Origin of the sequence: Flavobacterium sp. N2550, from assembly GCF_025947265.1 — a bacterium.
Taxonomy (GTDB): Bacteria; Bacteroidota; Bacteroidia; order Flavobacteriales; family Flavobacteriaceae; genus Flavobacterium; species Flavobacterium endophyticum.
This window is the reverse complement of record NZ_CP110007.1, coordinates 2022370-2048140: the sequence shown is the minus strand read 5'-3', so window position 1 is coordinate 2048140 and position 25771 is coordinate 2022370. Positions and strand designations below refer to the sequence as shown.

Below are 25771 nucleotides of genomic sequence, written 5' to 3'. Positions count from 1 at the left end.
CAATTTGATAAAAACAACATCTAGATGATGTTTTCGAGTTCTATTTCGTTTACGCTAAAAACGAGCGCCTTGGCTTGCAATAGAAAGTCTTCGATTTCGATTTCTTGTGTGCGTATCTGGCAGAACAAGGCCGCGTACTCATCATGAAGCTCTCCTCTCTTGTCTTCGTTAAGGCTGTCGTATCGTTCCAGATTCGTGCCCAAGATGATGAAATCGATGATAAACGGCACGTCAAAATTGTTGTCCGTATCGGTCAGCTTGTGCGTTATGCTCGAGAAGTGTTCCAGCTTCTGCTGCGCTGCATAATACCTTTCTAATTGCGAGTCGTTAAAATGCCTGCCGTTCAAGACGCAGTCTATGATCTCATAAAAAATCTCGGTTTCTATATGCAGATCCGATTTCAGGTCCCTGTATAGCTTATTGATCCAAGTAATAGAATTAATCACGTTCAGTACCTCGACAGAATATCCGAACTTCTCTACATCGCTAAAATATTGGAAATGTTTCGTATCCAAGATCATAAACGGACTGTGCTCCTCAAGGTTAAAATCCTTGTTTTCTTTTAGGTCTTCTTTTTTAATTATCATCTTTTCCTTTTTAACTATTTATTATTTATTCAACTACCAGTTCCCAATTATTGCCTTCTTGATCTTTAGCTGCCAGCCGATCCTTCCCGATCCATTCGACATCGACCTCAATCTCATTGCCCATGTCGTCTTCGATGGCGCCTTTTCCATGCTTTCCTTCAATATCGGCATAGCCTGTTACCATGTTGCCCTCTTTGTCTGAACCGACTACGTCATAGTGCGATTCGTAATCTGCTGAGTCAGCAGTATGCGGCACTTCTTGGTGTTGGGAAATAATATAGCAGATGATGGAATCTTTGGAAAGATGCTCATGGTCTTTGAGCTCTGATAAATCAAGGTTATTGTAGGTAACGATGTGCTTCTCTTCTTCGCAGCCCCAAAGGACAAACAGCAGCAGGGCCATATACACAAGAGCGCAAGGGGGATTCTTGATCATATATTAGTGTCATTAGATTATAACATGCCGATCATTTAAGAACTCCAGCAGCCTAATTTCATTACGTGGTAGATGATGAAATTGAATGCGGATCACTATCCAAAAAAATATGCGAAAAAGCAGATAAGGATATATCGTTGGCTTTCCTTTCAAATATAAAAAGGACGAAAAGGCTTTCCTTACGGTTTTCCGTAATGGGCGCGAAAAGTTTGAAAAAAATTAAAAAGAATTCTTTTTGGCAAGAAAAAAGCTTCGTGAAAGAGCCGATTTTATTTTCTTGTCCTAGTTCAATGCTTGCGTTTTAGAACTGCCGTAAATTTGTACTATAAATTAACAAGCATATCTAATCAAACACATAAAACACATGGAAAATAAAATTTTAGGCATACATCATATTACGGCGATTGCCGGAGATGCCAAACGTAACTTTGATTTTTATTCTAAAGTCTTGGGATTGCGATTCATCAAAAAGACAGTCAACTTTGACGATCCGGGCACGTATCACTTTTATTTTGGCGATGAAGTGGGAAGCGCGGGAACGATACTTACTTTTTTCCCTTGGGGCGAAGGCATACAGCAAGGCCGAAAAGGTTCTGGAATGGCTACCGAAATTGGCTATTCTGTACCCGAAGGAAGCTTGGATTTTTGGGTGAAGCGTTTTGAAGAGTACAATGTGATCTACAACAAGCCGTCTGTAAAATTCGGAGAAAAGTACCTTACTTTCTTAGATCCGGACGGATTGAAATTGGAATTGATCGAATCTAAAACGCCAGACCACAGAAAGGCGTGGGAAACCGACGAAGTAAAGGCAGACGTTGCTACAAAAGGCTTTCACCATATTACCTTGACCTTGAACAGCATCAAGCCTACAGCCGCCATCCTTACCGAAGTGTTTGATTATAAGCTGATCGAGCAGGAAGCAAACCGCTACCGCTATGCTACGAATGCTGTTGAAGGTGCCGCAATCGTGGACTTGGTAGAATTAGCCGACGAGAAAAGAGGCCATGTAGCCAACGGAAGCGTACACCACGTAGCATTTAGGGTTAAAAACGATGAGATCTTGATGCATTTCCGCGACAAGATCGAAAAGCGAGGGTTAAGCATCACGCCGCAGATCGACAGGCAGTATTTCCATTCGCTCTACTTTAGGGAGCCGGGAGGCGTATTGTTTGAAATCGCGACAGACAACCCAGGGTTTACCATCGACGAGACATTAGAAAACCTAGGAAAGGATTTGAAACTGCCGCCACAGTATGAATCACGCCGCGACCAGATTGAAGCACATTTAGTAAAAATAAATTAAGAAACTATGGATTTTCAGCCTTTGCACTATATATACAGGCCGTCACAGAACCCGCAAGCGGCAACGCTGCTGCTTTTGCATGGTACGGGCGGCAACGAGCACGACTTGATTCCGATAGCGGAAAGCTTGGGTACCGATTTTAATATCTTGAGCCTTCGAGGCAATGTGTTGGAAAACGGCATGCCGCGTTTTTTCAGGAGGCTCGGGATGGGCATCTTTGATGAGAAAGACTTGGAATTCAGGACGCACGAAATGATTGCTTTTATAAAGGAAATTTCGGAGAAAGAGGGTTTTAATCTTTCTAAGATTATCGCGCTCGGCTATTCGAACGGGGCTAATATTGCAGGCGCTTCCTTGTTCTTGGAACCTGATTTTTTAGCCGGAGCTATTCTTTTTAGGCCTATGCTGCCTTTTAAAGACCCCCTTCCCGCAGCTGCTAAAAGCAGGGTGCCTGTCTTTTTGAGTTCTGGAAAAAACGACCCTACGGTAGACCCAAACGCTACAGAAAATTATCTGGAGGTATTGACCAAAGCAGGATTTGACACTGCACATTTTGAATTGAACACGAGCCACAACCTTACGCAGCAGGATCTGGATCTTGCTGCAGAATGGCTCGGCAAGCACTTTAACTAATGGAAGATTTTGTGATTACGCGCCTGTATGCTGATGAAAAGGGCGATAGCCGATTTGAAGACGTCAGCGTCCCCTTGCAAGAAAAGGGCACGATAGGCTTTTTATCGGAGACACAGAAAGCGGGAACGGTAGTGTTCCGGAAAGTAGCGGCAAGCTATGATTATGATTTCCATACAGCTCCAGCCAGGCAGTATATCGTGCTGTTGGACGGGAGCATTGAAATCGAGACTTCGCTTGGAGATAAGCGAGTTTTTGAATCGGGACAGGTGCTTTTGGTTGAAGATGTTACTGGAAAAGGACACAAGACTAAAAACCTGACGCCTCAGATTAGGTCTTCTTTATTTATAACACTGGACTAATGCAAAATGCCTATTGTTTCCAAGAGCGGAAACAATAGGCACTTTTGTATAAGGTCGAAAGGTTTACCTGCCTGTAATTTTTTTTCTGTGCTGGATTCCCCAGTCTCTCATTTCTGCGATGACTCTTGAAAGCGTGCCGCTATACCCTGTCAAGGCATACTCGATCTTGACCGGAGTTGTCGGATACACCGTGCGCGTTATAAATTCGTTGGCTTCTAGATCTCTTAATTCTTTTGAGAGCAATTTCGGCGTTATTCCCGTTATCATTCTTTCCAGCTCGTTGAATCTTTTAGGGCCGCAGTCTAGAGCAATAATGATAGGAAGCTTCCACTTTCCGTTAAGGACATCTAAAGTATCCCTCACGGCCATAAGGCTTTTGGTACAGGTTTCCGGGGTATGTTCTATTTCCATAAGTTGCTGTTTGTCTGTTACTATCCCAAAAGATAGTACTATCCTTTAGGATACTGCTATCTTTTGCATAGCAAAGATAAATAACTTTGGCCTCATAGAAATAGAAAAAAGATGAAAAAAATACTGCACATTATTTCGAGCCCGAGAGGCGACGCATCTATGAGCATAAAGCTCGGCAATGCGATTATTGAAAAACTACAAGCTGCTTATCCGGACAGCCAGGTCAAGGAGCATGATCTTCTGAAAGACCGGTTCCCGCACCTTGATGAAATGCACATCGCTTCCTTTTTTACGCCTGAAGAAAACAGGTCGGCTCAAAACAAGGAAGCCATACGGCCTTCTGACGAAGCCATTCAGGAAATCACCGACGCTGACATCATTGTCATTGGCACGCCGCTTTTTAATTTCGGGATTCCTTCGAGCTTAAAGGCATGGATCGACCATATTGCCAGAGCCGGAGTGACTTTCAAGTATGATGAAAATGGTCCCGAAGGCCTGGTAAAAGGCAAAAAAGTGTATGTCGCGATGGCATCTGGAGGCATCTATTCTGATGGTCCGATGGCATCGTATGACTTTGCTGTTCCGTATCTGAGATCTGCTTTGGGCTTTTTGGGCATGAATGACATTACGGTCTACCGCGTAGAAGGGACTATGATTCCGACTATTCAAGATACGGCTCTTGAGAAGGCAGTCGATGGTATTCTAATAAGCTAAAAGGGCAATCAGGCCTTTAAAGAAAAAGAACGGCCAAAAGCCGTTCTTTTTAATTTTGATTGATTCTTGAAACGATGGTGTTATTTTATGACCATTGGCAGAAAGTCTTCTACGCTATCATAGCCTTCATTTTTGAGTTTTTTCTTTAGCCTCATCTTTCCCACCCTAACGCTCTGGGGCGAAATGCCTAATATTTTCGCCATTTCTTTTCCTGACAGATCTAGATAGAGCAAGACAATGAGGCGAATTTCTGCTTCTGTCAGCGTTATTTTAAATTGCTTGATTCGGGAGAAAAAAGCGGGGTATATGGATTTGAACTTGATCTTGAATGTTTCCCAGTCTTCTTCTGTCAATATTTTTTGTTCTAATAATTGGGCTACTTCTGAGTCGTTTTTGTTGTGTGGTTGCAGTCCTTTTGAGACTTCTTCTTGGAGTTTGCTGATAGCGACACTTTTCTTGGTCAGATCGATTATGTAGGCTTTTAGTTCTTGTTCTTTTACGTCTAGTATTTTTTTAGAGTTAGAAAGCTCCATTTCCAGCTTTCTTTTATTGTATCGGATTTTTGAGAGGTATCTGTAGACAAAAAAGGCTACGATAAGCAACACGATTATGATTCCCGTTCCAATAAACCATATCCTGTTTTCTGCTAGTTCTTGTTCTTTTTCAAGATTCCTAATCTGGAGGTTCTTGACTTCGCTCCCCATGTCGGCTTGGTATCTGGCTAATATATTGGATTGATTGGCAACGAGTATGGCTTTGTTCAAGTCGTTGTAAATTTTAAAGTATTTTAAGGCTGAATCGGGCTGGTGAAAGTGCTCGTAAACTTCGGACATCTTTTGGTAGGCTTCTGTGATATGCACCTTGCTTTGGATTTCCAGGCTTAACTTGAGGCTTTTTTGCACGGCATCAAGCGATTTTTTTTCTGCCCCTTGTCGGAGATAGATATCGGAAAGATTGTAATAGCTCGCCGCAGCACCGTCTTTGTAATTTACTTTCTTGTAGTTCTCCAAAGCCCTCAAGTAATATACTCTAGCTGAGTCTATCATTCCTTTGTTCTTGAATATCTGCCCTTGATTGTTGAGCGCAATGGCCAAGTCTCTATAATATCCGTACGTTTTAAAAATCTCGATGGCCTTGTTGTTGTGAAAGAATGCTTTTTCGAAATTGTGCTGTTCTTTCAGGATCAATCCTCTGTTGGTATGGGTGAGCCCTAATAACCTGTGCATGTTTCGTTTTTCGGCAATCTTTCCAGATTCGGTATAACATTCCATGGCATCGGCATTGTTTTCAAGCCTCCAGTGCACGAGTCCGAGCGTGTTTAGGACTTTGGCTAGCTCTTCTTCGTCATTTGTCGCTTTTGCCTTCTTATAGGCTTTTGTTATATAGTCTAATGCTTTTTGATAGTTTCCTATTCTCCATTCGTTGATTGCGGATTCGTTTAGCGAATCGATGCTTCTGTCTTCTGTATTTTTAGAGAGGGAGTCTTTGGATGTAAGCGCAGTTTCTTTTACTTCAGAGGAAGTAGTAGAGTTGCAACTGGCCAATCCTAGCAGCAAAAACAAAAGAAATAAAGCGGCAATCTTGTTTTTCAGCATTTTATATAGTGGTAGCGGTTTATCAAAAATAAGAATGTTTTGTCTTAAATACTATAGAAATTCCTGCCTTGCATTGCTGCAGGACAGGAGATTTCTTGGCAATTGTCAAACGGACTAACTATTTTCTATTATTTGATAATCATTTTTCGGGCTTGCTTAAAATTGTCGGCAACCAATTGGTAAAAATAAATGGCTTGGTTCAAGCCCGATACATTTACCTCAACAGTATTGTATCCTTGCGGAAAGACATCATTGGCAACATCCATAATGTATTTTCCTGTACTGTCATAGAGCTTGATTTTCACTTCTCCTGTATTTTCGATATAGAAAGGTATTTCTGTTTTTCCGATGGCTGGATTCGGATAGTTTTGTCCCAGCCAATTGGATTTAATTTCTGGATTCGGGTGTTCGCCTGTTCCTAAAGAATTATGGTCTGTTTGGAAAAAATAGGTTCCTTGAAACAAAAACATTTCGTTTTCTAAGGTTCCCGGCATCATTAATCTTCCGTCTGGAAGCGGCAACAAGCTCACAGGATTAAAGGCAGACAGTTCTGGACCTACTAAAAGCTCTTCTGTTCCGTTTCCGGCAGGATCAACTTTAATCAGAGAGCCAATGTAATAAGCACTCGTACTGTAGTTTAGCCTATACGGGAATGAGCTTGTATATATCTGGCTCAACAGAAAAATATCATCTGAGGCGTCAACGTAAATGTCTCTATAAAAATGGTTTAGTTCGGTTTCTCGTACCCAGATTCTGTTTCCGCTTTCATCGTATTTTTGAAGTACGATCTTATTGTTTACGCCATAAATTACGCTAAACGAAACGAGGATCAAATCTCCTGTACTCAATTGTTTTACGGCATAGGAACGTATGTGTCTTCCTGGCTCTTCATAGAGTGATGACCATTGAAGAGCACCGGCTGGATTTATCTTTGCCACTAATGATTTCTCATTATATTCTGTTTCTGATTGTGTGGCACCATTCACATAAAGGCTGCCATCTTGATCAAAAATCAAATCGCTTCCTGCTGAAAAATGGCCTGCGATGTCATAATTATTGAACCATTGCAATGTTCCATTGGCAGCATATTTTAATACGGCAAGATTGGTGTCTTGGACTATCATACCGCCAAATCCTGACGCTCCAACTAAATATATATTACCATCTGCATCTGCTTTTCCGGATTCAATAGTGTAGATATTGTCATCTGGATTTGGAGACGTCGCAAAGTCAGTCCACACTTCGCTTCCTGTATTGGATATTTTGATGGTTGTAAATACTCCGAAAATATCGGAATCGTTTTCTTTTGCTTTTCCGCTGATGTATGCATTTCCAGAATCATCTAGAAAAAACGCATATAGTTTGGAGCCAAAAACGTTTTTAGAAAAATCCCAAAGCAAAGTACCGTCCGACGTGAATTTTTTCACTTTTAAAGGATAGGCCGCATCCTCAGATGGGATCAAGTAAACCATTAGTTCCCCATTTGAATTTGCCAGTATTTTAATTCCATTACTTTCATTTCCGTTGGAAGGATTGAACACTTTTTCCCACTCTAGGTTTCCGGTCGGAGAATATTTTTTTACGTAATAGTTGGATATGCCTCTATCTCCACTCACTGTGCTGAAAACTCCGGCAACATAGGAATTATTATCGTCATCATGTACTGCCGATAAAGCTTGCGAAGCAAAGGCATCACTGCTATAAATATTTCTCCACACAGGCTGAGTGGCTGTCGCAGTAAAAGAGAGTTTTAGAGTTTCAAAAACGGTTCCTTCGGCAGAAAGGTCTGTAGTAAAAACCGGCATCAGGTTGTTTGAACTTGTTACTCCAACTCCAATAAACTCAGAAGTCGATTCTGTTGGAGAAAATGGCTTGACAAAACTTGTTTCTCCAGCCAACGAACCATCAACATTATATTTGTGGGCTACAAATTTGTTGTCGGCAAAATTCTCGTCTAAGCCTCGACCTGCAATGACAGGAAGGTTTGTAGCATCTAAAGTCAGGTGGGCATCTTTTATTTCGATAAGATTGTTGGTTTCTCTTGTCCAATTTTCTGTCCCATCTGGATTATAAGAAATGAGGAAAAAGCCGTCATCAACCCAATCGCCAAGATGTTTTCCTCCGACATAGATCTTAGCATTTGGGGTCACTATAATATCATAAGCATTGGTGAAATCTGTACCGCTTCTGAATATTTTTAGCCATTGCTGCTGTCCGGAAGCATTATATTTTACGGTTCCTGCCTTGCTCATAAAAGTATTTAGGGTTCCGGTTACGTAGCAATTACCATCAGCATCAAACGTAACATCGCGCGCGATAGAGTTTGTATCTTGCAAAGGACTATCGGGATCATTCGGATCGGAGCTATCTGTATACGTGTAGTTTTGTTTCCATAACACATTCCCATTGCTTGCATACTTGATTGTATAGTAGGTCTGCCAATAGTCGGCATTCGTGCCAAATCCAGTTACGGCTATATTGCCTGCATTGTCTACAGCTACTGAAGTCGGCTCATTCCATGATTCTTCGACTTCGTTGCTGTCAATAACCGACCAAAGGAGCGTTCCGGCCGCATCGTATTTCAAGGTCACATAGCGTATGCTTGTTCCGGCATAGGCGACCCCGACAATAATTATATTTCCGTTTCCGTCGACTGTCATGGCTGTCGGCACATCCAGTCCTTCGCTGCCTCCATCAAAAACTCTTTCCCAAGTTACATTTCCTGAAGCGGCATCATATTTTACAGTTCGAATATCCATATCATTTCCGTTCCATTTAATTCCTGTTGCAATTGGGCTTCCTGTTGCATCAAGGGCAATTTTAGTTCCTATCTCTGCTGCATATAATGTTCCTTCTTGACGTTTTTCCCACACTCTGTTTCCGTTGGCATCTACTTTTATGGTTACAAAGTTTGCCTCAGCCGAAATGCTATTCGAGCTTGTTCCGGTTATATAGACATTTCCTGCTGCATCGTTGATGCTTGAAAAAGGGACACTTCTACCGCTTAAGATAGTGGCTTTAAAACCATAATTTGAAGGAGTGACTTCTCGTGCCGCATCTCCTTCATTTAAGTCTGTACCAATCAAAGACTTTCTTTCTAATTGGTTATTTTGTCCCTCTTTGACATTTTTCAGTTTTGACAGTATCCCTTCTTTTTGAGATAATTCATAGCCATGAAATTTTTGGGCCTCTGTACCAAGTATTGTTTGAGAAAAGGCCGGGCCATAGAAACCGCAACCTAATATCACAACAATGAGTCTTAGATATTTGTAATTATTTTTCATACCTGTTTTTTAAGGATTAGACATTAATAATTGTATTCTTAATTGATTGAAAGAATTTCATAAAAGAATAACTTTCTTTATCAAAACTACTTCATATTCATCCAAGAACATAAAAAACCGCGTTGACAAAAGTGTTGACATTTAAATTGTAACTCATTGAAAAATTGAGGAAACAGCGCACATTCTAAAGAACAACGAATGAATCTTATAGGAAATAATGGTTAATGAAATAAGAGATTGTTTTTGATACCCTCTTTGTCATTATTCGCTATTTTTGATGCAACTTTGATATAAAAACTATGGCTTGGTCTCTTCTTGAGAAACTCTGGGAACGAACAGTAAGTTCGCACGTAACTGTAAATTCTGATACAACTTCTTGGGACAAAGAAATCGAAACGCTCTACCGGCTCGGTATCAGCATGGAAGACGCCCTCCAATTCCTTTATTTTGAAAAACCTAATTTTGAAGCTTTCAAAACTTGGATACATAATCGAAAAAGAGAAGCTGAAGCTGTTGCAAGTGAAGGCGAAGATGACGTACTCCTACCAGAAGATCTTGAGTTTTGGGATAAAAACGGGTATGTTATCGTAAGAGAAGCAATTTCAAAACAAGATTGTAAAGCAACAGAAGAGGCTATTTGGAATTTCTTAGGAATGGATCCAAATGACAAAGAAAGCTGGTATAACAGGCATGCAGAACAAAAAGGACTGATGCTCAGTTTTTCAAATCATGAGACTTTAAACAAAAACAGGGGTTCTGTTCGCATACGAAAAGCGTACGAACAGCTTTATAAAACGTCGAAAATCTATCCTACCATAGACAAGGTAAGTTTTAATCCGCCTGAGACGGAACATTTCCGTTTTAGGGGAAGTCCGCTCCATTGGGACGTCAGCTTGAAACAGCCAATACCTTTTGCGATGCAAGGACTTTTATACTTAACGGACTGCGGCCCGCAAGATGGCGCATTTCACTGTGTGCCAGGATTCCATAATTCGATTGATTTGTGGCTGGAAGGATTGGAAGAAGGGGAACATCCGAGAGAAAAGGCAATCAACACGTTACAGCCTATTCCTATAGCAGCCAATGCAGGCGACTTTATCATCTGGCAAAATACGCTGCCGCATTGCGCTATGCCCAATCATGGATTGCATCCGCGTATGGTACAGTATCTCACGTATCTGCCTGATGATTATTATGCTTCTCCAGAATGGATTTAGCTGCCTGTCGTGAAAATTAAGACTTATTGATTATGCTCCATCTTGGGATTCTTGCGTTATCGCCTTCTTTAAGAATAAAGCGATAGCCGTAATGGGTGTCGACTATTTCACGAGTAGTCGGATCTGTAATCGTATATTCGATGTGTGCTTTCTGCTTGAAATATTTTTTCCATGCCGGAAAGATATCGAGGTATTTTCCTCTGATGGCTTGGAATTTCAAGGCTTTTGCTTCTAGCTTGTTTTGCAATTTGAAGTCGACATATAGGCATTCGTCCCACTCGCTTTTGCTCTCGAGGTCTACATCAGAGATAGCAGCCGGGGCATAAATAATCGTATAGCTGGAATCGGCGGCTTTCTCCATGACCTTATAGAATCTATAGGAAAGCGTTGTCAGCGAGGCAATCTTATCGGAAGCCTGGCGCGCATTTCCTTTATCTGTCCTGGAAATAGCGCTTATAAAAGCTACATCTTGCGCCATTGTAACGGTGCAGATGAAAAATACGGCAGATGATAGAAACGTTTTCATAGAAATTGCTATTGAATAGTGCAAAGATATTGCAAAAAGAATATCCTTTTTTTATCGTTTATTACTTATTTTGAATTTTTTATTCATCAGCATCCCCTTTCTCCTAAGCTCTTTATAAATCAGACATTATAGAAGAAAGTTTTCCTGTCGAGTCCTGATTTATGGTAATGCCAATTAATATTCAGGACGTTTCTTATTGTCTTTTTCAAGGCGGCATAGTCGTTAGGTTTTGTGATATAGATGTTTGCCCCGTTAATAAATGTCTCTTCTATATCTTTTTCTAAAGACGACGTGGAGTATATGGCTACAGAAACGTCCATAAACCTAGGGTTGCTTCTTATTTCTTTCAAGCATTCGGATCCCGAAACAAAAGGCATGTTCAGGTCTAAGAATATGATATGCGGCAGCGCTATATTTTCTTGATTGAGATGTTCCATCAGCTCTACGGCATTCTTGAACATCAAGAGCTTATTGGAAGCTTTGATTTCCTTTACGACTTCTTCAAAGAGCTGCTGGTCGTCTTGATCGTCATCGACAAGAAAAATAGTCATAGCAGATGAATCCATATGAATTTTAAATATTAGTTTTTGGTTTGAGTGTCATTTGTCAAAATTGCGGAATAAAGAATCTCATTCTGGCTTTTTATTGCCTACTATCAGCATATAGATATCATGCTTTAAAAAAAGCGTCAGAAAGTCCCTTCCTGAATTCCAAGTCATGAAAATTTTTGACTTTTCTTCTTTTACGGAATTGTGCAGTTCTTCGTAACTGTGTTCCGACTGCAGGCTCGGATGGAATGAAGACATATCGCTGATGGTTTCTTCAAACTTGAGGTTGTTTTCGGAAAGTAATCGTCTTACTTCCTTGAAGGCCGTAATAAATCCGTTAATGTCACGCTCGAAGTTAATGATATAGATGTTTTCTTCTTCCGGATGGGTATACCATTTATAATAGGACATGTCCTTTTCTTCTATGGGAGACGGATAGATAGCAATAGGAGTCTTTCCAAAAGTTTGCGAAAAACTTTTGGAGCAAAAAAGGAGTAGTAAGAAACAAAGTAATTTCATAATTCCTATTGCTTATAGGACACAAAATTATTTATATCTAATTCTAAAATCGTTACATAATTTTAAGGTAATTTTATTTATTAGGTCAGCTTTGCAGAAATTCAGCTACCTATGCAACCAAACAGGCAGAATGCTTATCATCCAAGTACTCTGCCAATCAGTTGCTAATCTTATATTTTAAAAAAGTATTATTTGACTTTAGTGTCGTCTAGGAACTTGTTTATCCTTTTGATGCTTTCGTTCATAAACTTGAACTTATTCGCATTATTCACATCATAAGACAACACACCTCTAACTACCCAGGCTTCTGCGATTTCGACAACGCTTAATTTGACGCTGCTGTAAAAATCATTTTCATTGCTCAGCACAAAAATATGATCATCATAAATGCTTTTGGCCACACGGTTAATAAACAGTCCTTTTTCTCGGCTGATTACAACGATTATAGAGTCGTTTTCAATCCTATCAACATCTATTCTTTCACAAATCACGAATGAGTTTTCATCTATGACTGGAAACATGTTATTGCTTACCACTTGAAACACTCTGGAGTCTTCTTCTATAATAAAAGGAAAACTGTATTTCGGGAGAATATCGAGCAAAGAGACCACATCGTTTCCTTTTGCATATTGAAATTGTACTTCGCGAGAAATAAGAGGAGTGTGATTAGTAAAAGAACCAGCTTTTTTCTTGTTTAAGAATATCTCGTTCAGGTCGAGTTCGTATAACTCGCAAATTGTGATTATCGAATCAAAATCTACGCTATTTCTTTTTTTCCATGTAGAAATGGTATTCGGCTTAATATTCAAAAATTCAGATAATTCAATATCTGTCTTGATTTTCAGCGCTTTCTTCAATCTTTCGATAACGCTAATCGCGTTTTGTGATTTATTTTCTTGCATATTCGCAAAATGTATTGTAACTTTATCATAAGATAAAATTAAATTATGAATTCCGTTAAAAATCCACTTTATGAAATTGACTGCACAATCTATTCATAAAGCATTTTTTTAAAAAATATTCACAAGGACTCGTGGTATTTTTTAAACACCAAGCATAAAGTCATATCACAGGATGAATCTATGAGGGCGCGCTTTTGGAAATTTGGGGATGAATTATTACGTTTTAAAGATTAATAACAATTCGAAAACAAATATATACTTTTTCTAAAAATACCACTCAAAACATATTATAAATTATTCATAATTACTCATTTACAATAAAAATGTAAGAAAAACTTTAAGAAAACTATTAATTTCCCGTTAAAAACAAAGGTTCCCAAAATCTATCTATTAACTAAATGCTTTGCTTATGAAAATTAATTTTACTTTTCTAGGGGCGTATTATTTTCGATACTTTCCTATTTTTCTTTTACTGCTCTTTTACCATAATCCTCTCAGTGCGCAATCCACTAGAGTTTATGCTACGGCAGTTTCAAGCGAAAACAACACTGATCTTTCCTCTAATGCAGTTGACGGAAACCTCGCTACTAAAGCTGCCGTCAGAGCTAGTTCAGGACTAGCCTTAGGGATTGGAGCCTATTCTGGCTATATCGAACTAGAGTATCCGGCGCCTTTGCCTGCGAATACTACTTCTTATGTAAAAATACAAACAGACGAGAATCTCCTTCCGGCATTGCTGGGCGGAAGTCTTGGAAACTTACTTTCTAACGTATTAGGTGCTGTATTGATAGGAAATCAAGAATTTACGGTCCAGGCAAAAAACGGAAATAGCATAATTCTCCAGGGTGACAGCCAAGACATTGGCGAATTTGCCACAGAAAGGCTCCGAATCGTGACAGACGAGACAGGTGCCTTTTTTATTGCCATCACTCCGTCTCAGCCTTATAATAGAATCCGACTCAGAAACAGGATTGGCAGCTTGCTAGGCCTATTCAACACTAAAGAACTTGGCGTCTATGATGCATTTTATATTTCTGACGCAGACAATTGCGGCTATGCTTCTTATACTTCGTATAGTGGAGAAGGTATCAGCCTTGATTTATTAAATCTGGGCGGTGCCGGCGTAATTAATCCGCAAAACGTATTAGATTCTAATCCAAACAGTTTCTCTAAATTAAGTCTCGGAATCTTGGGCGTAGCAGCCTCAATCGAGCAGACCGTTTATTTTGACGGCCTTTCCGAGACGACAGATGAATTTGACATCAGACTGAAAGTAGACCCCTCCCTATTAGCTTTAGGTGTCGCGAACAATATCCAAATCATTGCTTACAACGGTCCTGCAATCGTAGATTCGCGGTCATTGAACTCACTGCTCAATCTTGACCTTCTGACGCTACTGCAAGGAAATCAAATCGCTTCCATCCCTTTTGCCCCAAATGCACCTGCCGATAGAATTACGATTCGCTATTCTTCCTTGCTCAACCTGCAGCTGACACAGAGCCTTGACTTATACGATATTGTTCGCGTTCCTAAACTGCCGACCATCACCGACCCATTTACCTTGAACGCGATAATATGCTCAGGAACTACGGCTTCTCTAATTGCAACTACAGCGCCTGGAAATGAAATCAGATGGTACAATACTGCTCAAGGCGGTGTTGCTTTAGGAACAGTCGCATCTGGTGTTCCATTTCAAACTACACAACTAAACAGTGATACTGTATTTTATGTCGCTGCCGCAAAAATCGGATGTACGGAAGAATCGCGAAGAGTCGCGGTTCCTGTTAAGGTGATAGCCGTTCCGACTGCTGCCGACATCAATATTCCCGACACGCTCACTGCCTGTCAAGGAAACATAACGCTTTCGCCAACGACAAGCTTGGGAGGCGCTCTTATTCGATACTATACCGACCAAAATAAGACGCAAGAAATCACGACTGGGTATACCGGCGATGCAGGAGTAACGTATGTAAAAGATCCAGTTACGGGAGCACTTACTATCAGTGGGCTAAATGCTACCGATTCGCCTTACTCCTATTTTATATCTTTAACTTCAGGCGGACTCTGCGAAAATGCGGCCAACACCCTTAAAGAAGTTACTGTAAATTTCTCTACCGTACTTTCGCTGCAAGTACAATCTGCCATCTCAGGATGCGGTTCTGTTAATCTAGCTGATGCGATACTGAACCTCAGTCCAAACAACACTTATATTTTCTTTGATGCTTCCAACACTCCTATTACGCCGGAAGCAGCATCCAATATAACCTCTAGCGGTACCTTTTATATCCAAGCACAGAGTGCGAATACTTCTTGTTCTTCGGATGTACTTCCAGTTGTAGTTACAGTAAACCCACAGCCAAGTCTTGCTATTGCAAATACGGCTCTGGTTACCCAAATTGGAAATACAGTTACTCTAAATGCTATTTCTACAGGAACTATCACATGGTATACTGCAACAGGAACTGCGCTTCCTTCTAATATTGCAGGTCCGTTCGCAACTGCTGGGATATATACTTTTACCGTGATAGCCGTAGACGGAACATGCTCTAGAAGCGGAAGTGTAACGATAACCGTACTCGATCCTGCTGAATGTCCTCCGCTGACAGAAAGAAATTATGCCGATTCTCAGCGTTGGAATACCATACTCACGGGCGGCGTAATCAATGCCGGAAGTGCCGCAGATGGAAATCCTCAGACGTTTTCTACTATTACAACAGGAATAGGACTTTTGGGTATAGGAACCACTTCACAGATTTTAGAATGGAATGAAACTATTCCAGCCGGAACTGCAGTTACCTTAAAATTAGGCTCTGAATATAGCGGACTCACTCTTGTAGGCGGCTTTTCTGTCGTAGGTACAAAAAGAAATGGTTCGGGAGTTCCGGTAGATGTAGGTACGCTACAGCCGGTTTCGGGTTCGCTTCTTAATTTATTATCAGGACAAAACAACTTTGAATACACTTTCGTCCCGTCAAACAATACAGGCCCTCAGGCTTATGACGGCGTAAGAATAGAAATTACTTCGCTTGTAAGCGTTGCCCAAAGCGCTAAAGTCTATGAAGCGTATTACAAGAATCCGGTTACTCAAGTTGCCTGCGGAACTGGCGATGCCGAAGATGTTCTTTTTGGAGCTATTGATTTAGGAGTTGGCGCAGCGACAGCATTAGTTGGCGTAGGTACACCTCGTAATGCCATAGACAACAGCGAAACTTCTTTTGCGACCCTATTTAGCGGTGCGGGAATTTTAGCGGCAGCCGAGCTTACGGCAGTTTTCAGGACTCCTTCAATCGTAGGGGATACTTTAAAAATAAGAATTTCAAGACCAAGCACGTTATTGACGCTCAATCTTCTTGCGGGACTAAGCATACAGCCTATGTTAAACGATGCTTTGTCTGGTGCGCCAATCGACAATTCAAGTGTCTTATTAAATTTACAGCTGTTACCTGGCGACCAAGAAGCCATTCTTACCATCGTTCCTCAAGAATCTTTTGACCGAATCAGGATACGATTTGGAGGTGTTGCCAATGTCTTAGACCAATTAAGAATTCACAATATTGAAAGAGTTGCCAATACTAAGATTGAAGGTTCCGATATCAATAATGCTATTGAAGCTTGTCAAGGAGAAACGATTACACTGGAAGCCGATTCCATAGCCTGTACGTCTTTTATATGGTACGATGCCAGAGTTGGAGGCAATATTGTCTCGACAGGAAATTCATTTACAATTCCTGATGGATTGTCAGCCGGACAACATGTCTATTACATTCAGCCTGTTCGATTTGGATGCGAGTTTATGTCACGAGGCAGAGTAAGCGTAACGGTTACAGAAACAGCACCAGAAGACGCAATAGCCTCGGTTCAAATCAACGGAGGCAATACGACTTCCTTCTGTTCGACTACAGGAAACGTAGTATTGGATGCTGTCTTGAATACGACACTAACTATTACTAATCCTGTTTTCTACTGGTACAGCCTTAGCGGCACAACGCAAACATTGATTCCGTCAGAAACCGATTCCAGCCTTTCATTGACAGGGCTTGCGCCAGGAACGTACACCTATTTCGTAGGCATCAGTTCCGATGAATACTGTCAGACTGCTTTAGCAGATAGAACGCAAGTAACTTTTACCATCTTGCCACCTTCAACCGCTGGAGATGTATCGATTGACGATAAGACTGTCTGTCTAAATAGCACTGTCACGCTTACGCCTACAAGTACGCTGGCAAATCCGCAGTTCACTTATTATTTCACAAACGATACGACACAGCCTATCACAAATGGTACAATTGGCGGTATCACGTATGCGCTCGGAACTGGCGGAACACTTTCTATAACAGGCCTGCTTACAGCCGGAAGTCCATTTACTTATTATGTTGCAGTAACCAGCGATACGACTTGTCTGAACACAGCAGGAAACCTTCAAGCAGTTACAGTGACTGTTGGAAACCCTCCTGCCCCAACAACAGGAGATCCGACTCAGAATTTCTGTAGCACAAACGATCCAACGGTTGCCGACTTGCAGGTAAATGAGCCAAACGTTGTCTTTTATAACTTACCGATAGGCGGAGTTCCGCTACCAACAACGACTCCGTTGGCTCCAGGAATCTATTATGCCGCACAGATTGACGGCGATTGCGAAAGCGATCTGAGATTGGCCATTACTGTTACGATCGGAAATCCTCCGACACCGACAACAGCCGAACCTATCCAAAACTTTTGTCAGCTGGCTAATCCAACAGTGGCCTCTATCCAAGTAAATGAAGCCAATGTTGTATTTTACGATGCGTTGGTAGGCGGCAATCAGCTGGCTCCAACAACACCGCTGACTCCTGGAATTTATTTCGCTACCATCTTAGACGGAACTTGTGAAAGTGAAATCAGATTAGCAATTACAGTGACAATTACCGATCCGGGAACGCCGACAACAGATACGCCTACGCAAAACTTCTGCCAAGGCGATAATCCGACTGTAGCTGATTTGGATGTTAATCAAACCAATGTAATTTTCTATAGCGCGCCAACTGGCGGCACGCCATTAGCATTAACAGATGCTTTGACAAGCGGAACTTATTATGCCAGCTTATTAGACCCGACAGGATGCGAAAGCGTAATACGTCTTGAAATTACAGTCAACATTACCATAATCGGAATACCGACAACTAATGACAATACGCAAGATTTCTGTCTGGAAGACAATCCGACCGTAGCAAGCATTCAGACCAATGAAACGAATGTAATTTTCTTCAATGCTCCAACCGGAGGAAGCCAATATGCTCCAACAGCAGCCTTGACTAGCGGAATTTACTATGCCGCGCTAACAGATGGTATTTGCCAAAGCGAAACGCGATTAGCCATAACCGTTATTGTGGCAAATCCTGCTACGCCAACGACAAAAAATACGACACAGAATTTCTGTTTGGCGAACAATCCGACAATTGGGGATTTAGACATCAATGAGTCGAATGTTGTATTTTATGATGTACTGACAGGCGGCACGCCATTGGCTACGACCGCTCCGTTGACTGCTGGAATTTATTATGTAGCGCTTCAAGTAGGCGATTGTGAAAGCGCTGTAAGGCTTGCAATCACGGTAACGATAAGCAATCCTGCAACGCCGACAACAAATGATAATACGCAGGAATTCTGCCGATCTGAAAATCCTACAGTTGCTGATTTACAAGTAAACGAACCGAATGTTGTCTTCTATAACCTGCCTTCAGGCGGAACTGCTTTAGCTCCGACAGATGCCTTGACCAACGGAACCTATTATGCGAGTTTGTTAGATGCAACAGGATGCGAAAGCGTAACGCGCCTTGAAATTGCAGTAACGATAACTGTAGTCGGAATTCCTACAACGGACAGTACGACGCAGAATTTCTGCCAGGCTAACAATCCGACAGTCGGAAACATACAAGTCAATGAAGCTGGTGTCATATTTTATGACGCACCGACAGGCGGCAATCTGGTACCAACTACTACGGTATTGACATCTGGAGTTTATTATGCTTCTATCCAAAATGGAATCTGCGAAAGTGAAGCTAGGCTTGCCATTACAGTAACCATAACGAATCCTTCTACTCCAACGACAAACAATGCATCGCAAAGTTTCTGTCTGTCTGACGCGCCAACTGTAGCAAGTATCCAAGTCAACGGAACGAGCATCGCTTTTTATGATGCGCCAACCGGAGGCAACCTTTTAGCTCCGACAACCGCACTGACTAGCGGAATTTATTATGCAGTCACTGTAGACGGTATATGCCAAAGCATCAACAGGCTTGCGATTACGGTTACAGTAAACAATCCAAATACGCCGACGACAAACGATCCTACTCAGGAATTCTGTCAAGCAGACGGACCGACGGTAGCCGACCTTCAGGTAAATGAAACCAACGTCGTGTTCTACAACACGCCGAACGGAGGAAATGCCTTAGCCTCAACAACGCCATTAGTAGCAGGCATTTATTATGTTGCTTTAAGCGATGGAACTTGTCAAAGCGCCACAAGGCTAGCGATTACAGTTCAATTCTTGACCGACGGCCTAGCAGTAATTACTGGCGGAGGCAATGAAGCTTGTTATTCTGAAGCTGTAACTTACACTACTGCAGCAGGAATGTCAGATTATATTTGGGATGCTACTGGCGGTACTATTACAGCTGGTGGCCAGACCACAGATAATTTTGCTACTGTAACCTGGAATAGCGTAGGAACAGGAACCATAAGCGTTACTTTCACGAATACTACAGGCTGTTCAAGCGATAATTTTGCTACGCGAGATATTACTATCGGAGTCTGCTCAGACATTACGATCAGCAAGACAGCAAGCAATCTTAGACCGAGCATAGACGAAAATATAGTATTTACGATTACTGTAACTAATAGCGGTCTAAGCCATTTTACCGATTTAATAATCAACGAGCCATTGCAGAGCGGTTTCCAATACATAAGTTCAAACGCTTCCTTTGGAACCTATTCTAATACTTCTGGAGTTTGGACTATTCCTAACCTAGGAACTGGACAAACAGCTACGTTGCAGATTACGGTAAAAGTGCTATCGACAGGAAATTATGAAAATACGGTTACTATAGCCTCTTCGAATCCTTCAGATTCTGATCTAAGCAATAACGTAGCACGACTTTCTATTGAGCCTATATGTCTGGTTGTATACAATGAATTCAGTCCGAATAATGACGGTGATAACGATTTATTCCGAATTGACTGCATTGAGAATTATCCAAACAACACATTGCAGATTCACAACCGCTATGGTGTTGAAGTTTATAAGACCAGAGCCTACCAAAATACTTGGGACGGAACTGCGAATGTCAACTCTCCTATCAATGAAGACAAAAAACTTCCGACCGGAACGTACTATTATATTCTTGATTTAGGTGATGGAACTGGAACAAAAAGCGGATGGCTTTATTTAATCCGCTAATTCCAAAGGATAATTTCAATTTAAAAATAGCAAGAGTATGAAAATCACTATATACAAAATCAGCATAGCATTTCTTTTTATCTTGATTTCGATAAAAACCAATGCGCAACAAGACCCGGGATATACGCAATACATGTATAATCCCCTGACAGTAAATCCAGGTTATGCAGGATCAACAGCAACGCTTGAAGCGGTCCTGTTGCATCGCTCGCAATGGGTCGGAATAGACGGCGCTCCGTCGACGCAAGCTTTTACGCTTCACAGTCCGCTGGCAAATGACAGGATCGGTTTGGGATTTACAGCCGTAAACGACAACCTAGGTCCTTCTAATGAAATTTACCTTGACGGAAATTTCTCCTACACGCTAATGTTCAGCTACAAAACCAAACTCGCTTTTGGAGTAAAAGCCGGAGCTAGAGTCTTGAACGTCGATTGGTCGAAAGGAAGATTTTATGACGGTTCTGATGCCATGCTAAACACGAACATCAATAACAAAATAACGCCTTCTATTGGAGCCGGAGCTTATTTGTATTCTGACAATTGGTATGTCGGAGCTTCTGTTCCAAGCTTTATTAAAGGCGATTATTATGATGACATTCAAGAATCCGTGCAGATCGAAAGGCTTCACTACTATCTTATCGGAGGCTATGTTTTTAATTTTTCAGACAATTTCAAGTTTAAACCGGCTGTTTTAGCCCGAGGAGTGAGCGGAGCGCCTATCTCTGTAGACGTTTCGGCCAATTTCCTTATCCAAGAGAAATTTACTCTGGGTGCTGGATACCGCTGGGATGATTCCGTTAGTGCTTTGGCCGGGTTTCAGATTTCGAAAGATTTCTTCGTTGGATATTCGTACGATTATACCACGACCGACCTCAACAAATACAATGATGGTTCTCACGAGATCATCCTGCGCTACCAATTGTCTAGAAAAACAAGTCAAATCAAATCGCAACGATTCTTCTAAAAAACAAGCTCATGAAAAATATATACATACTATTCCTGTGCCTTAGCATCGCATCTGTTAGCGCACAAAGCAATTTAAAGAAGGCCAACAAGTTATTCAAGGAGTTTTCTTATGTAGATGCTTCAAAGGCTTATGAAGAATATCTGGAGAAAGAAAAATCGCCTTCAACGCAGACACTCAAAAATGCTGGAGATTCATTCTACTACATCGACGATAAGCGAAATGCGCTCAAATGGTACCAAAAACTATATGATATCCAAGGCACGAGCATTCCAGACGATTATTTTATCAGGTATATAGAATCCTTAAAAGGCGTGTTAGATTATGACAAGGCCGATAAAATCACCAAAGAATATCTTGCCAGCAAGGGCGACCAAAAAAGGATTGCCAATTATACAAGGCTAAAAAAACAGATGGACAGCTTGTCTAAAGAAAAGCCTTTGTATACGATCCGCAATTTAGAAATCAATACCGACAAGTCTGATTTCGGACCGGCTTTTTATGGTGACAAGGTAGTCTATTCTTCAAGCAAGGACACTACAAAATTCAAGGAAAAGCTTTATAACTGGAACAGGCAGCCTTTCTTGAATCTCTATGTAGCAGAAAGAAATACGGCTAATGGAAGCCTATTTAACGAGACTGTTTTTCTTCCGAATGCCATGACCAAATATCACGAAGCTACGGTTGCTTTTACGCCAGACCTGCAGACTGTTTACTATTCGACCAATATTGTCCGCAAAAAGAAACTCGTTAACGACGAGGAAGGCACCAACAATTTCAAGATCGTAAAAGGCACTATTGCCGATGGAAAGCTGACCAAACCTCAAGATATTTTCTTCAACAACAAGAAATATTCCGCAGGACATCCAGCCTTGAGCGAAGACGGGAAATGGCTGTTCTTTGCTTCGGATATGCCTGGAGGATACGGAGGTTCAGACTTGTATGTCTGCCAAATTGCAGAAGATGGTACTATCGGCCCGCCAAAAAATCTAGGTCCTGAAATAAATACCGCAGGTAACGACATGTTTCCTTCGTTTTCGAACGGCATACTGTATTTTGCTTCAGATGGACATTTTGGCTGGGGAGGCCTTGATATCTATGAAAGCAAATTCAAACAAGATGCAACTTTTTCTGAGCCTAAAAACTTAGGAGCGCCGATAAACAGCAACAAAGATGATTTTGCGTATATCGTAGACCCGAAAGATACTTACGGCTACTTTTCTTCCAACCGCGCACAAGGCAAAGGCGACGACGACCTTTATTATTTTACCAAAGAAAAAGCTCCTTGCAATCAGTGGGTTTCTGGCAAAGTGACCAATTCGAAAAGCAAGCTGCCTATTGCAGAAGCAACGGTAATTGTTGCGGATATGTTTGGCGATAAAATCTCTGAAGTAGCGACCAATACTTTCGGAACGTATAGAATTAGCGTTCCGTGCGGCATGAAAGTCAAAGTTTCTGCTACAAAACCTGGCCATAGCACAGACGAAAAAGAGCTGGAAAGTAAAAAAGTCAACGGTGCCGAAATCAAAGACGTGGATTTTGAGTTGAGCAAATACGAGGATTTAGTTGTTATTGATGGCGATAAAGAAAAAATCGACATCAATCCAATCTTCTTCGATTATGATAAGTCAGACATCACGCCACAAGCAGCTACAGAATTAGACAAAGTCGTTTTTGCGATGTCTAAGTTTCCGAACATCAAGATCAAGATTGAGTCTCATACCGATTCAAGAGGAAAAGATGCTTACAACATGAAGCTTTCAGACAGCAGAGCAAAATCAACAAGAACTTATATTTTGTCAAAAGGAATCGATCCATCGCGTATCGAAAGCGCCATCGGGTATGGCGAGAGCCGCTTGACAAACAAATGCAAAAACGGAATAAAATGTACCGAAGCTGAACATCTGGCCAACAGGCGTTCCGACTTTATCGTTATTGAAAAGTAGATTTTTGGGGATTTTGATTGCGTTAGGACTGCCGTAAAAAAGCAGTCCTTTTTGCGTTAAAACACATCATATAACTTTTTCTATTAATTGTGTAAGAGGTTTTTGTCTTAAAAAGGAGAAATTTGAATATAGTAACCTAAAAAATAAAGTATGAAAAGTATAGCCAGTAAATTATTCTTCGCGGCAGCCATTGTTATGATGAGTATGACTATCTCCTGCAAAGAAAAACCGACAGAAACAAATGTTGATGTAGATATTGTCGACACCACCAATGTAGAACCAGCCACCACGCCTGCTCCAGACACTATGGCCGTTCCTACAGATACGACAAAAACGCCTACGCCATAATACGTCAAAACATTTCAAAGGAATCTAGACATGGAAGAGAATCATAATAAAAACAACCGTAATCTAAATCTTGGGTCGGAAAACTCGATAGATCTGAAATCCAAACTGCCTGATTGGCTAATGGGATTTTTCAGTCCGTCCATGATATGTGCAGTTGCAGATATTAATGACGACCTATTGGAGGGATATCCGACTGATGATGATTTTTGATCGCAAACCTACTAGGTAATTGGGTGAGGGCCCAATTATTTAATTTTGGGGATTATTTATTCAGGAATCCCTGCTACTAAAGAGCAGGGATTCCTTTTTTACTTCTGTTTTTTAAAACCGAAAATCTCTTTGACATGAAAAAGCCAGACTCTTTTCCCGCTCAGCAGCAATCCCAACCCGGAAAAGAATATAAAATGATTCCGGAACCCGAAATTATCCGCAAGGACTATACTGGAAGCAACAAGCTAAAAGGAAAAACGGCATTGATTACCGGCGGCGATAGCGGTATAGGAAGAAGCGTAGCCGTTCACTTTGCGAGAGAAGGAGCCAATATTGCTATTGCTTATTATAACGAAACCAAAGATGCCGAAGACACCAAAAAAATGATTCTTGAAGAAGGTCAAGAATGCCTGCTGCTAAAAGGCGATCTTAAAAAAGAAGCTTTCTGCAGAAACATTGTCAAGAAAACTATAGCAAAATTTGGCTCTTTGAATATTTTGGTCAACAATGCCGCTGTTCAATTTCCAGAAAAAGAAATCCAGAAAATAGACAAAAAACAGATTCTAGAAACTTTCGAGACAAATATATTTCCCTTTTTTTATGTTTCAATCGAAGCGATGAAGCACATGAAAAAAGGCGACACCATCATTAATACCACCTCTGTAACAGCCTATCGCGGAAGCGCGCACCTTTTAGATTATTCGAGCACCAAAGGCTCTATTGTTTCCTTCACGCGTTCTGCCTCGAATATGCTCGCAGAAAAAGGCATTCGTGTCAACGGTGTAGCCCCTGGACCCATATGGACGCCTTTGATTCCTTCGAGTTTTGATGGGAAAGAAGTCAAGAAATTTGGCAAAGATACCCCAATGGGCAGAGCAGGACAACCAAGCGAAGTCGCGCCAGCTTATGTTTTTTTGGCCAGCCAAGACGCAAGTTATATGACCGGCCAGATATTACATATTAACGGCGGAGAAATTGTCGGAGGCTAAAAATCTCAAATTTTATAAAATCATTAATACATAACCGTTTTTAAAATCGTAAATTTAAGTATCAAAAAATAACTAATACATTAACACAATGAAAACCAAAAACTTAATATTAGGAATTGCAGCTGGATTTGCTGCCGTAGCAGTAGCCAGAATGATCATGAAAAAAACTGGGCACTGGGATGCAATGTGCGACAAGGCATCGGACATGGAAGACAAACTATTCCACAAAGGCTACAGAAAAAGAGAAAGAGAATCGTTGAGTACTCTTCCGAAAGGAGAAGAAAAAACAGTAAACAAAAAACATTACGAAGCTTCAAAGCTAAAAAATGCAGTATTATAGAAGCGTCCAGCTTAGAAAATAAAAAAACGGCTTATGCTATGGTTATAAGCCGTTTTGCATTTAGTATACTTGCATAAACTAAACAGTATCTTGATATTTTGGTTCTTCCTTGAAATGATTATGCTGTTTCAGCCTCATGATTCGCTTGTGTTTCGCCGCAAGCTTTTTTTGTGAAAAATTGCTGTATAAAAACACATTCACCTTCCGCCTTCCACGAATGAACAGCGGCAAATTAATCATAATCCCAACGACACATATCGACATCAAGATTAACAACAGGCTCATATAGATAATATAGTTCAGCTCAAAAGAGCTTCTAAAATCGACCGCAAAGAAATAGGCGGCAATTGCGAAAACAAAAATCGATAAGAATAAGGATGCTATTTTCATGATTTTGTGTTTTTAATTGAACTAATAAATTGGGCAGGTACATTTTACCTTAGTTATCAAAGTTATAATTTTGTTAACAAAAATTTTTACATAATTTTAAGAAATAGTTATAGAA

The 25771-nt window shown here is 40.9% G+C and carries 21 protein-coding genes; 11 read left to right on the top strand and 10 right to left on the bottom strand.

Annotated features, from left to right (window positions below; all coding sequences use genetic code 11):
* Positions 1–20 precede the first annotated feature (20 nt).
* Both OLM56_RS09060 and OLM56_RS09055 read right to left on the bottom strand, forming a co-directional pair.
* A complete protein-coding gene (locus OLM56_RS09060; protein WP_264526717.1) occupies positions 21–587 on the bottom strand; it encodes a hypothetical protein in 567 nt (188 codons plus the stop codon).
* A 25-nt stretch (positions 588–612) separates the two neighbouring features.
* Complete coding sequence (locus OLM56_RS09055; protein ID WP_264526716.1) at positions 613–1023, bottom strand: hypothetical protein; 411 nt, start codon at positions 1021–1023, stop codon at positions 613–615.
* A gap of 364 nt (positions 1024–1387) precedes the next feature.
* On the opposite strand from OLM56_RS09055, the gene OLM56_RS09050 reads away from it, so the two are divergent.
* From OLM56_RS09050 to OLM56_RS09040, 3 genes are read left to right on the top strand one after another with little or no spacing between them, the layout of a single operon-like run.
* Positions 1388–2326 (top strand): ring-cleaving dioxygenase, encoded by a 939-nt coding sequence (locus OLM56_RS09050; protein WP_264526715.1) that lies wholly within the window; start codon positions 1388–1390, stop codon positions 2324–2326.
* A 6-nt stretch (positions 2327–2332) separates the two neighbouring features.
* Entirely contained in the window at positions 2333–2959 is a 627-nt protein-coding gene (locus OLM56_RS09045) for an alpha/beta hydrolase (protein ID WP_264526714.1), read from the top strand.
* Positions 2959–3318 carry a hypothetical protein gene (locus tag OLM56_RS09040; RefSeq protein ID WP_264526713.1) on the top strand — a complete coding sequence of 120 codons (360 nt, stop codon included), beginning with the start codon at positions 2959–2961 and terminating at the stop codon, positions 3316–3318. The genes OLM56_RS09045 and OLM56_RS09040 overlap by 1 nt, the downstream gene beginning before the upstream one ends.
* A gap of 63 nt (positions 3319–3381) precedes the next feature.
* Here OLM56_RS09040 and OLM56_RS09035 read toward each other — a convergent pair whose 3' ends face one another.
* Complete coding sequence (locus OLM56_RS09035; protein WP_264526712.1) at positions 3382–3729, bottom strand: winged helix-turn-helix transcriptional regulator; 348 nt, start codon at positions 3727–3729, stop codon at positions 3382–3384.
* 111 nt (positions 3730–3840) lie between these two features.
* On the opposite strand from OLM56_RS09035, the gene OLM56_RS09030 reads away from it, so the two are divergent.
* Complete coding sequence (locus OLM56_RS09030; protein WP_264526711.1) at positions 3841–4443, top strand: FMN-dependent NADH-azoreductase; 603 nt, start codon at positions 3841–3843, stop codon at positions 4441–4443.
* 80 nt (positions 4444–4523) lie between these two features.
* Here the strand turns inward: OLM56_RS09030 and OLM56_RS09025 are convergent, their stop codons facing one another.
* Positions 4524–6038, bottom strand: coding sequence for a tetratricopeptide repeat protein (locus OLM56_RS09025; RefSeq protein ID WP_264526710.1), 1515 nt, complete (start codon positions 6036–6038; stop codon positions 4524–4526).
* A 128-nt stretch (positions 6039–6166) separates the two neighbouring features.
* Positions 6167–9322 (bottom strand): T9SS type A sorting domain-containing protein, encoded by a 3156-nt coding sequence (locus OLM56_RS09020; RefSeq protein ID WP_264526709.1) that lies wholly within the window; start codon positions 9320–9322, stop codon positions 6167–6169.
* Positions 9323–9621: 299 nt separating this feature from the next.
* Here OLM56_RS09020 and OLM56_RS09015 point away from each other — a divergent pair, with 299 nt between their 5' ends.
* Positions 9622–10539, top strand: coding sequence for a phytanoyl-CoA dioxygenase family protein (locus OLM56_RS09015; protein ID WP_264526708.1), 918 nt, complete (start codon positions 9622–9624; stop codon positions 10537–10539).
* Between the two features lie 16 nt (positions 10540–10555).
* Here the strand turns inward: OLM56_RS09015 and OLM56_RS09010 are convergent, their stop codons facing one another.
* The 4 genes from OLM56_RS09010 to OLM56_RS08995 all read right to left on the bottom strand — a co-directional run bounded on the left by OLM56_RS09010 (position 10556) and on the right by OLM56_RS08995 (position 13034).
* The gene (locus OLM56_RS09010) at positions 10556–11065 is read right to left on the bottom strand and encodes a hypothetical protein (RefSeq protein ID WP_264526707.1); all 510 of its coding nucleotides are present in this window, start codon (positions 11063–11065) and stop codon (positions 10556–10558) included.
* Positions 11066–11184: 119 nt separating this feature from the next.
* Positions 11185–11631 carry a response regulator gene (locus OLM56_RS09005; protein ID WP_264526706.1) on the bottom strand — a complete coding sequence of 149 codons (447 nt, stop codon included), beginning with the start codon at positions 11629–11631 and terminating at the stop codon, positions 11185–11187.
* 63 nt (positions 11632–11694) lie between these two features.
* Positions 11695–12132, bottom strand: a complete 438-nt coding sequence (locus tag OLM56_RS09000; RefSeq protein ID WP_264526705.1) for a hypothetical protein — start codon at positions 12130–12132, stop codon at positions 11695–11697.
* Between the two features lie 188 nt (positions 12133–12320).
* Positions 12321–13034 (bottom strand): helix-turn-helix domain-containing protein, encoded by a 714-nt coding sequence (locus OLM56_RS08995; protein ID WP_121377423.1) that lies wholly within the window; start codon positions 13032–13034, stop codon positions 12321–12323.
* 409 nt (positions 13035–13443) lie between these two features.
* Between OLM56_RS08995 and OLM56_RS08990 the strand changes: the two genes are divergently transcribed.
* From OLM56_RS08990 to OLM56_RS08965, 6 genes are all read left to right on the top strand, one after another.
* Positions 13444–20469 (top strand): gliding motility-associated C-terminal domain-containing protein, encoded by a 7026-nt coding sequence (locus OLM56_RS08990; RefSeq protein ID WP_264526704.1) that lies wholly within the window; start codon positions 13444–13446, stop codon positions 20467–20469.
* Between the two features lie 37 nt (positions 20470–20506).
* Entirely contained in the window at positions 20507–21433 is a 927-nt protein-coding gene (locus tag OLM56_RS08985; protein ID WP_264526703.1) for a type IX secretion system membrane protein PorP/SprF, read from the top strand.
* Positions 21434–21444: 11 nt separating this feature from the next.
* Complete coding sequence (locus tag OLM56_RS08980) at positions 21445–23379, top strand: OmpA family protein (RefSeq protein WP_264526702.1); 1935 nt, start codon at positions 21445–21447, stop codon at positions 23377–23379.
* A gap of 150 nt (positions 23380–23529) precedes the next feature.
* Positions 23530–23727, top strand: coding sequence for a hypothetical protein (locus OLM56_RS08975; protein WP_121377427.1), 198 nt, complete (start codon positions 23530–23532; stop codon positions 23725–23727).
* A gap of 344 nt (positions 23728–24071) precedes the next feature.
* The gene (locus OLM56_RS08970; RefSeq protein WP_264526701.1) at positions 24072–24926 is read left to right on the top strand and encodes an SDR family oxidoreductase; all 855 of its coding nucleotides are present in this window, start codon (positions 24072–24074) and stop codon (positions 24924–24926) included.
* 88 nt (positions 24927–25014) lie between these two features.
* Positions 25015–25266, top strand: coding sequence for a hypothetical protein (locus tag OLM56_RS08965; RefSeq protein WP_121377429.1), 252 nt, complete (start codon positions 25015–25017; stop codon positions 25264–25266).
* 78 nt (positions 25267–25344) lie between these two features.
* Here the strand turns inward: OLM56_RS08965 and OLM56_RS08960 are convergent, their stop codons facing one another.
* On the bottom strand, positions 25345–25656 hold the full coding sequence (locus tag OLM56_RS08960) for a hypothetical protein (protein WP_182493976.1): 312 nt from the start codon (positions 25654–25656) through the stop codon (positions 25345–25347).
* Positions 25657–25771: the final 115 nt, after the last annotated feature.

Bases quoted from the DNA above. Each gene is read 5' to 3' on its own strand.
- OLM56_RS08960 (WP_182493976.1), bottom strand. From the start codon at position 25,656: ATGAAAATAGCATCCTTATTCTTATCGATTTTTGTTTTCGCAATTGCC.
- OLM56_RS09015 (WP_264526708.1), top strand. From the start codon at position 9,622: ATGGCTTGGTCTCTTCTTGAGAAACTCTGGGAACGAACAGTAAGTTCG.
- OLM56_RS09055 (WP_264526716.1), bottom strand. From the start codon at position 1,023: ATGATCAAGAATCCCCCTTGCGCTCTTGTGTATATGGCCCTGCTGCTG.
- OLM56_RS09045 (WP_264526714.1), top strand. From the start codon at position 2,333: ATGGATTTTCAGCCTTTGCACTATATATACAGGCCGTCACAGAACCCG.
- OLM56_RS09025 (WP_264526710.1), bottom strand. From the start codon at position 6,038: ATGCTGAAAAACAAGATTGCCGCTTTATTTCTTTTGTTTTTGCTGCTA.
- OLM56_RS08995 (WP_121377423.1), bottom strand. From the start codon at position 13,034: ATGCAAGAAAATAAATCACAAAACGCGATTAGCGTTATCGAAAGATTG.
- OLM56_RS09060 (WP_264526717.1), bottom strand. From the start codon at position 587: ATGATAATTAAAAAAGAAGACCTAAAAGAAAACAAGGATTTTAACCTT.
- OLM56_RS08970 (WP_264526701.1), top strand. From the start codon at position 24,072: ATGAAAAAGCCAGACTCTTTTCCCGCTCAGCAGCAATCCCAACCCGGA.
- OLM56_RS08965 (WP_121377429.1), top strand. From the start codon at position 25,015: ATGAAAACCAAAAACTTAATATTAGGAATTGCAGCTGGATTTGCTGCC.
- OLM56_RS08985 (WP_264526703.1), top strand. From the start codon at position 20,507: ATGAAAATCACTATATACAAAATCAGCATAGCATTTCTTTTTATCTTG.
- OLM56_RS09005 (WP_264526706.1), bottom strand. From the start codon at position 11,631: ATGGATTCATCTGCTATGACTATTTTTCTTGTCGATGACGATCAAGAC.
- OLM56_RS08980 (WP_264526702.1), top strand. From the start codon at position 21,445: ATGAAAAATATATACATACTATTCCTGTGCCTTAGCATCGCATCTGTT.
- OLM56_RS08975 (WP_121377427.1), top strand. From the start codon at position 23,530: ATGAAAAGTATAGCCAGTAAATTATTCTTCGCGGCAGCCATTGTTATG.
- OLM56_RS09020 (WP_264526709.1), bottom strand. From the start codon at position 9,322: ATGAAAAATAATTACAAATATCTAAGACTCATTGTTGTGATATTAGGT.
- OLM56_RS09030 (WP_264526711.1), top strand. From the start codon at position 3,841: ATGAAAAAAATACTGCACATTATTTCGAGCCCGAGAGGCGACGCATCT.
- OLM56_RS08990 (WP_264526704.1), top strand. From the start codon at position 13,444: ATGAAAATTAATTTTACTTTTCTAGGGGCGTATTATTTTCGATACTTT.
- OLM56_RS09000 (WP_264526705.1), bottom strand. From the start codon at position 12,132: ATGAAATTACTTTGTTTCTTACTACTCCTTTTTTGCTCCAAAAGTTTT.
- OLM56_RS09035 (WP_264526712.1), bottom strand. From the start codon at position 3,729: ATGGAAATAGAACATACCCCGGAAACCTGTACCAAAAGCCTTATGGCC.
- OLM56_RS09040 (WP_264526713.1), top strand. From the start codon at position 2,959: ATGGAAGATTTTGTGATTACGCGCCTGTATGCTGATGAAAAGGGCGAT.
- OLM56_RS09050 (WP_264526715.1), top strand. From the start codon at position 1,388: ATGGAAAATAAAATTTTAGGCATACATCATATTACGGCGATTGCCGGA.
- OLM56_RS09010 (WP_264526707.1), bottom strand. From the start codon at position 11,065: ATGAAAACGTTTCTATCATCTGCCGTATTTTTCATCTGCACCGTTACA.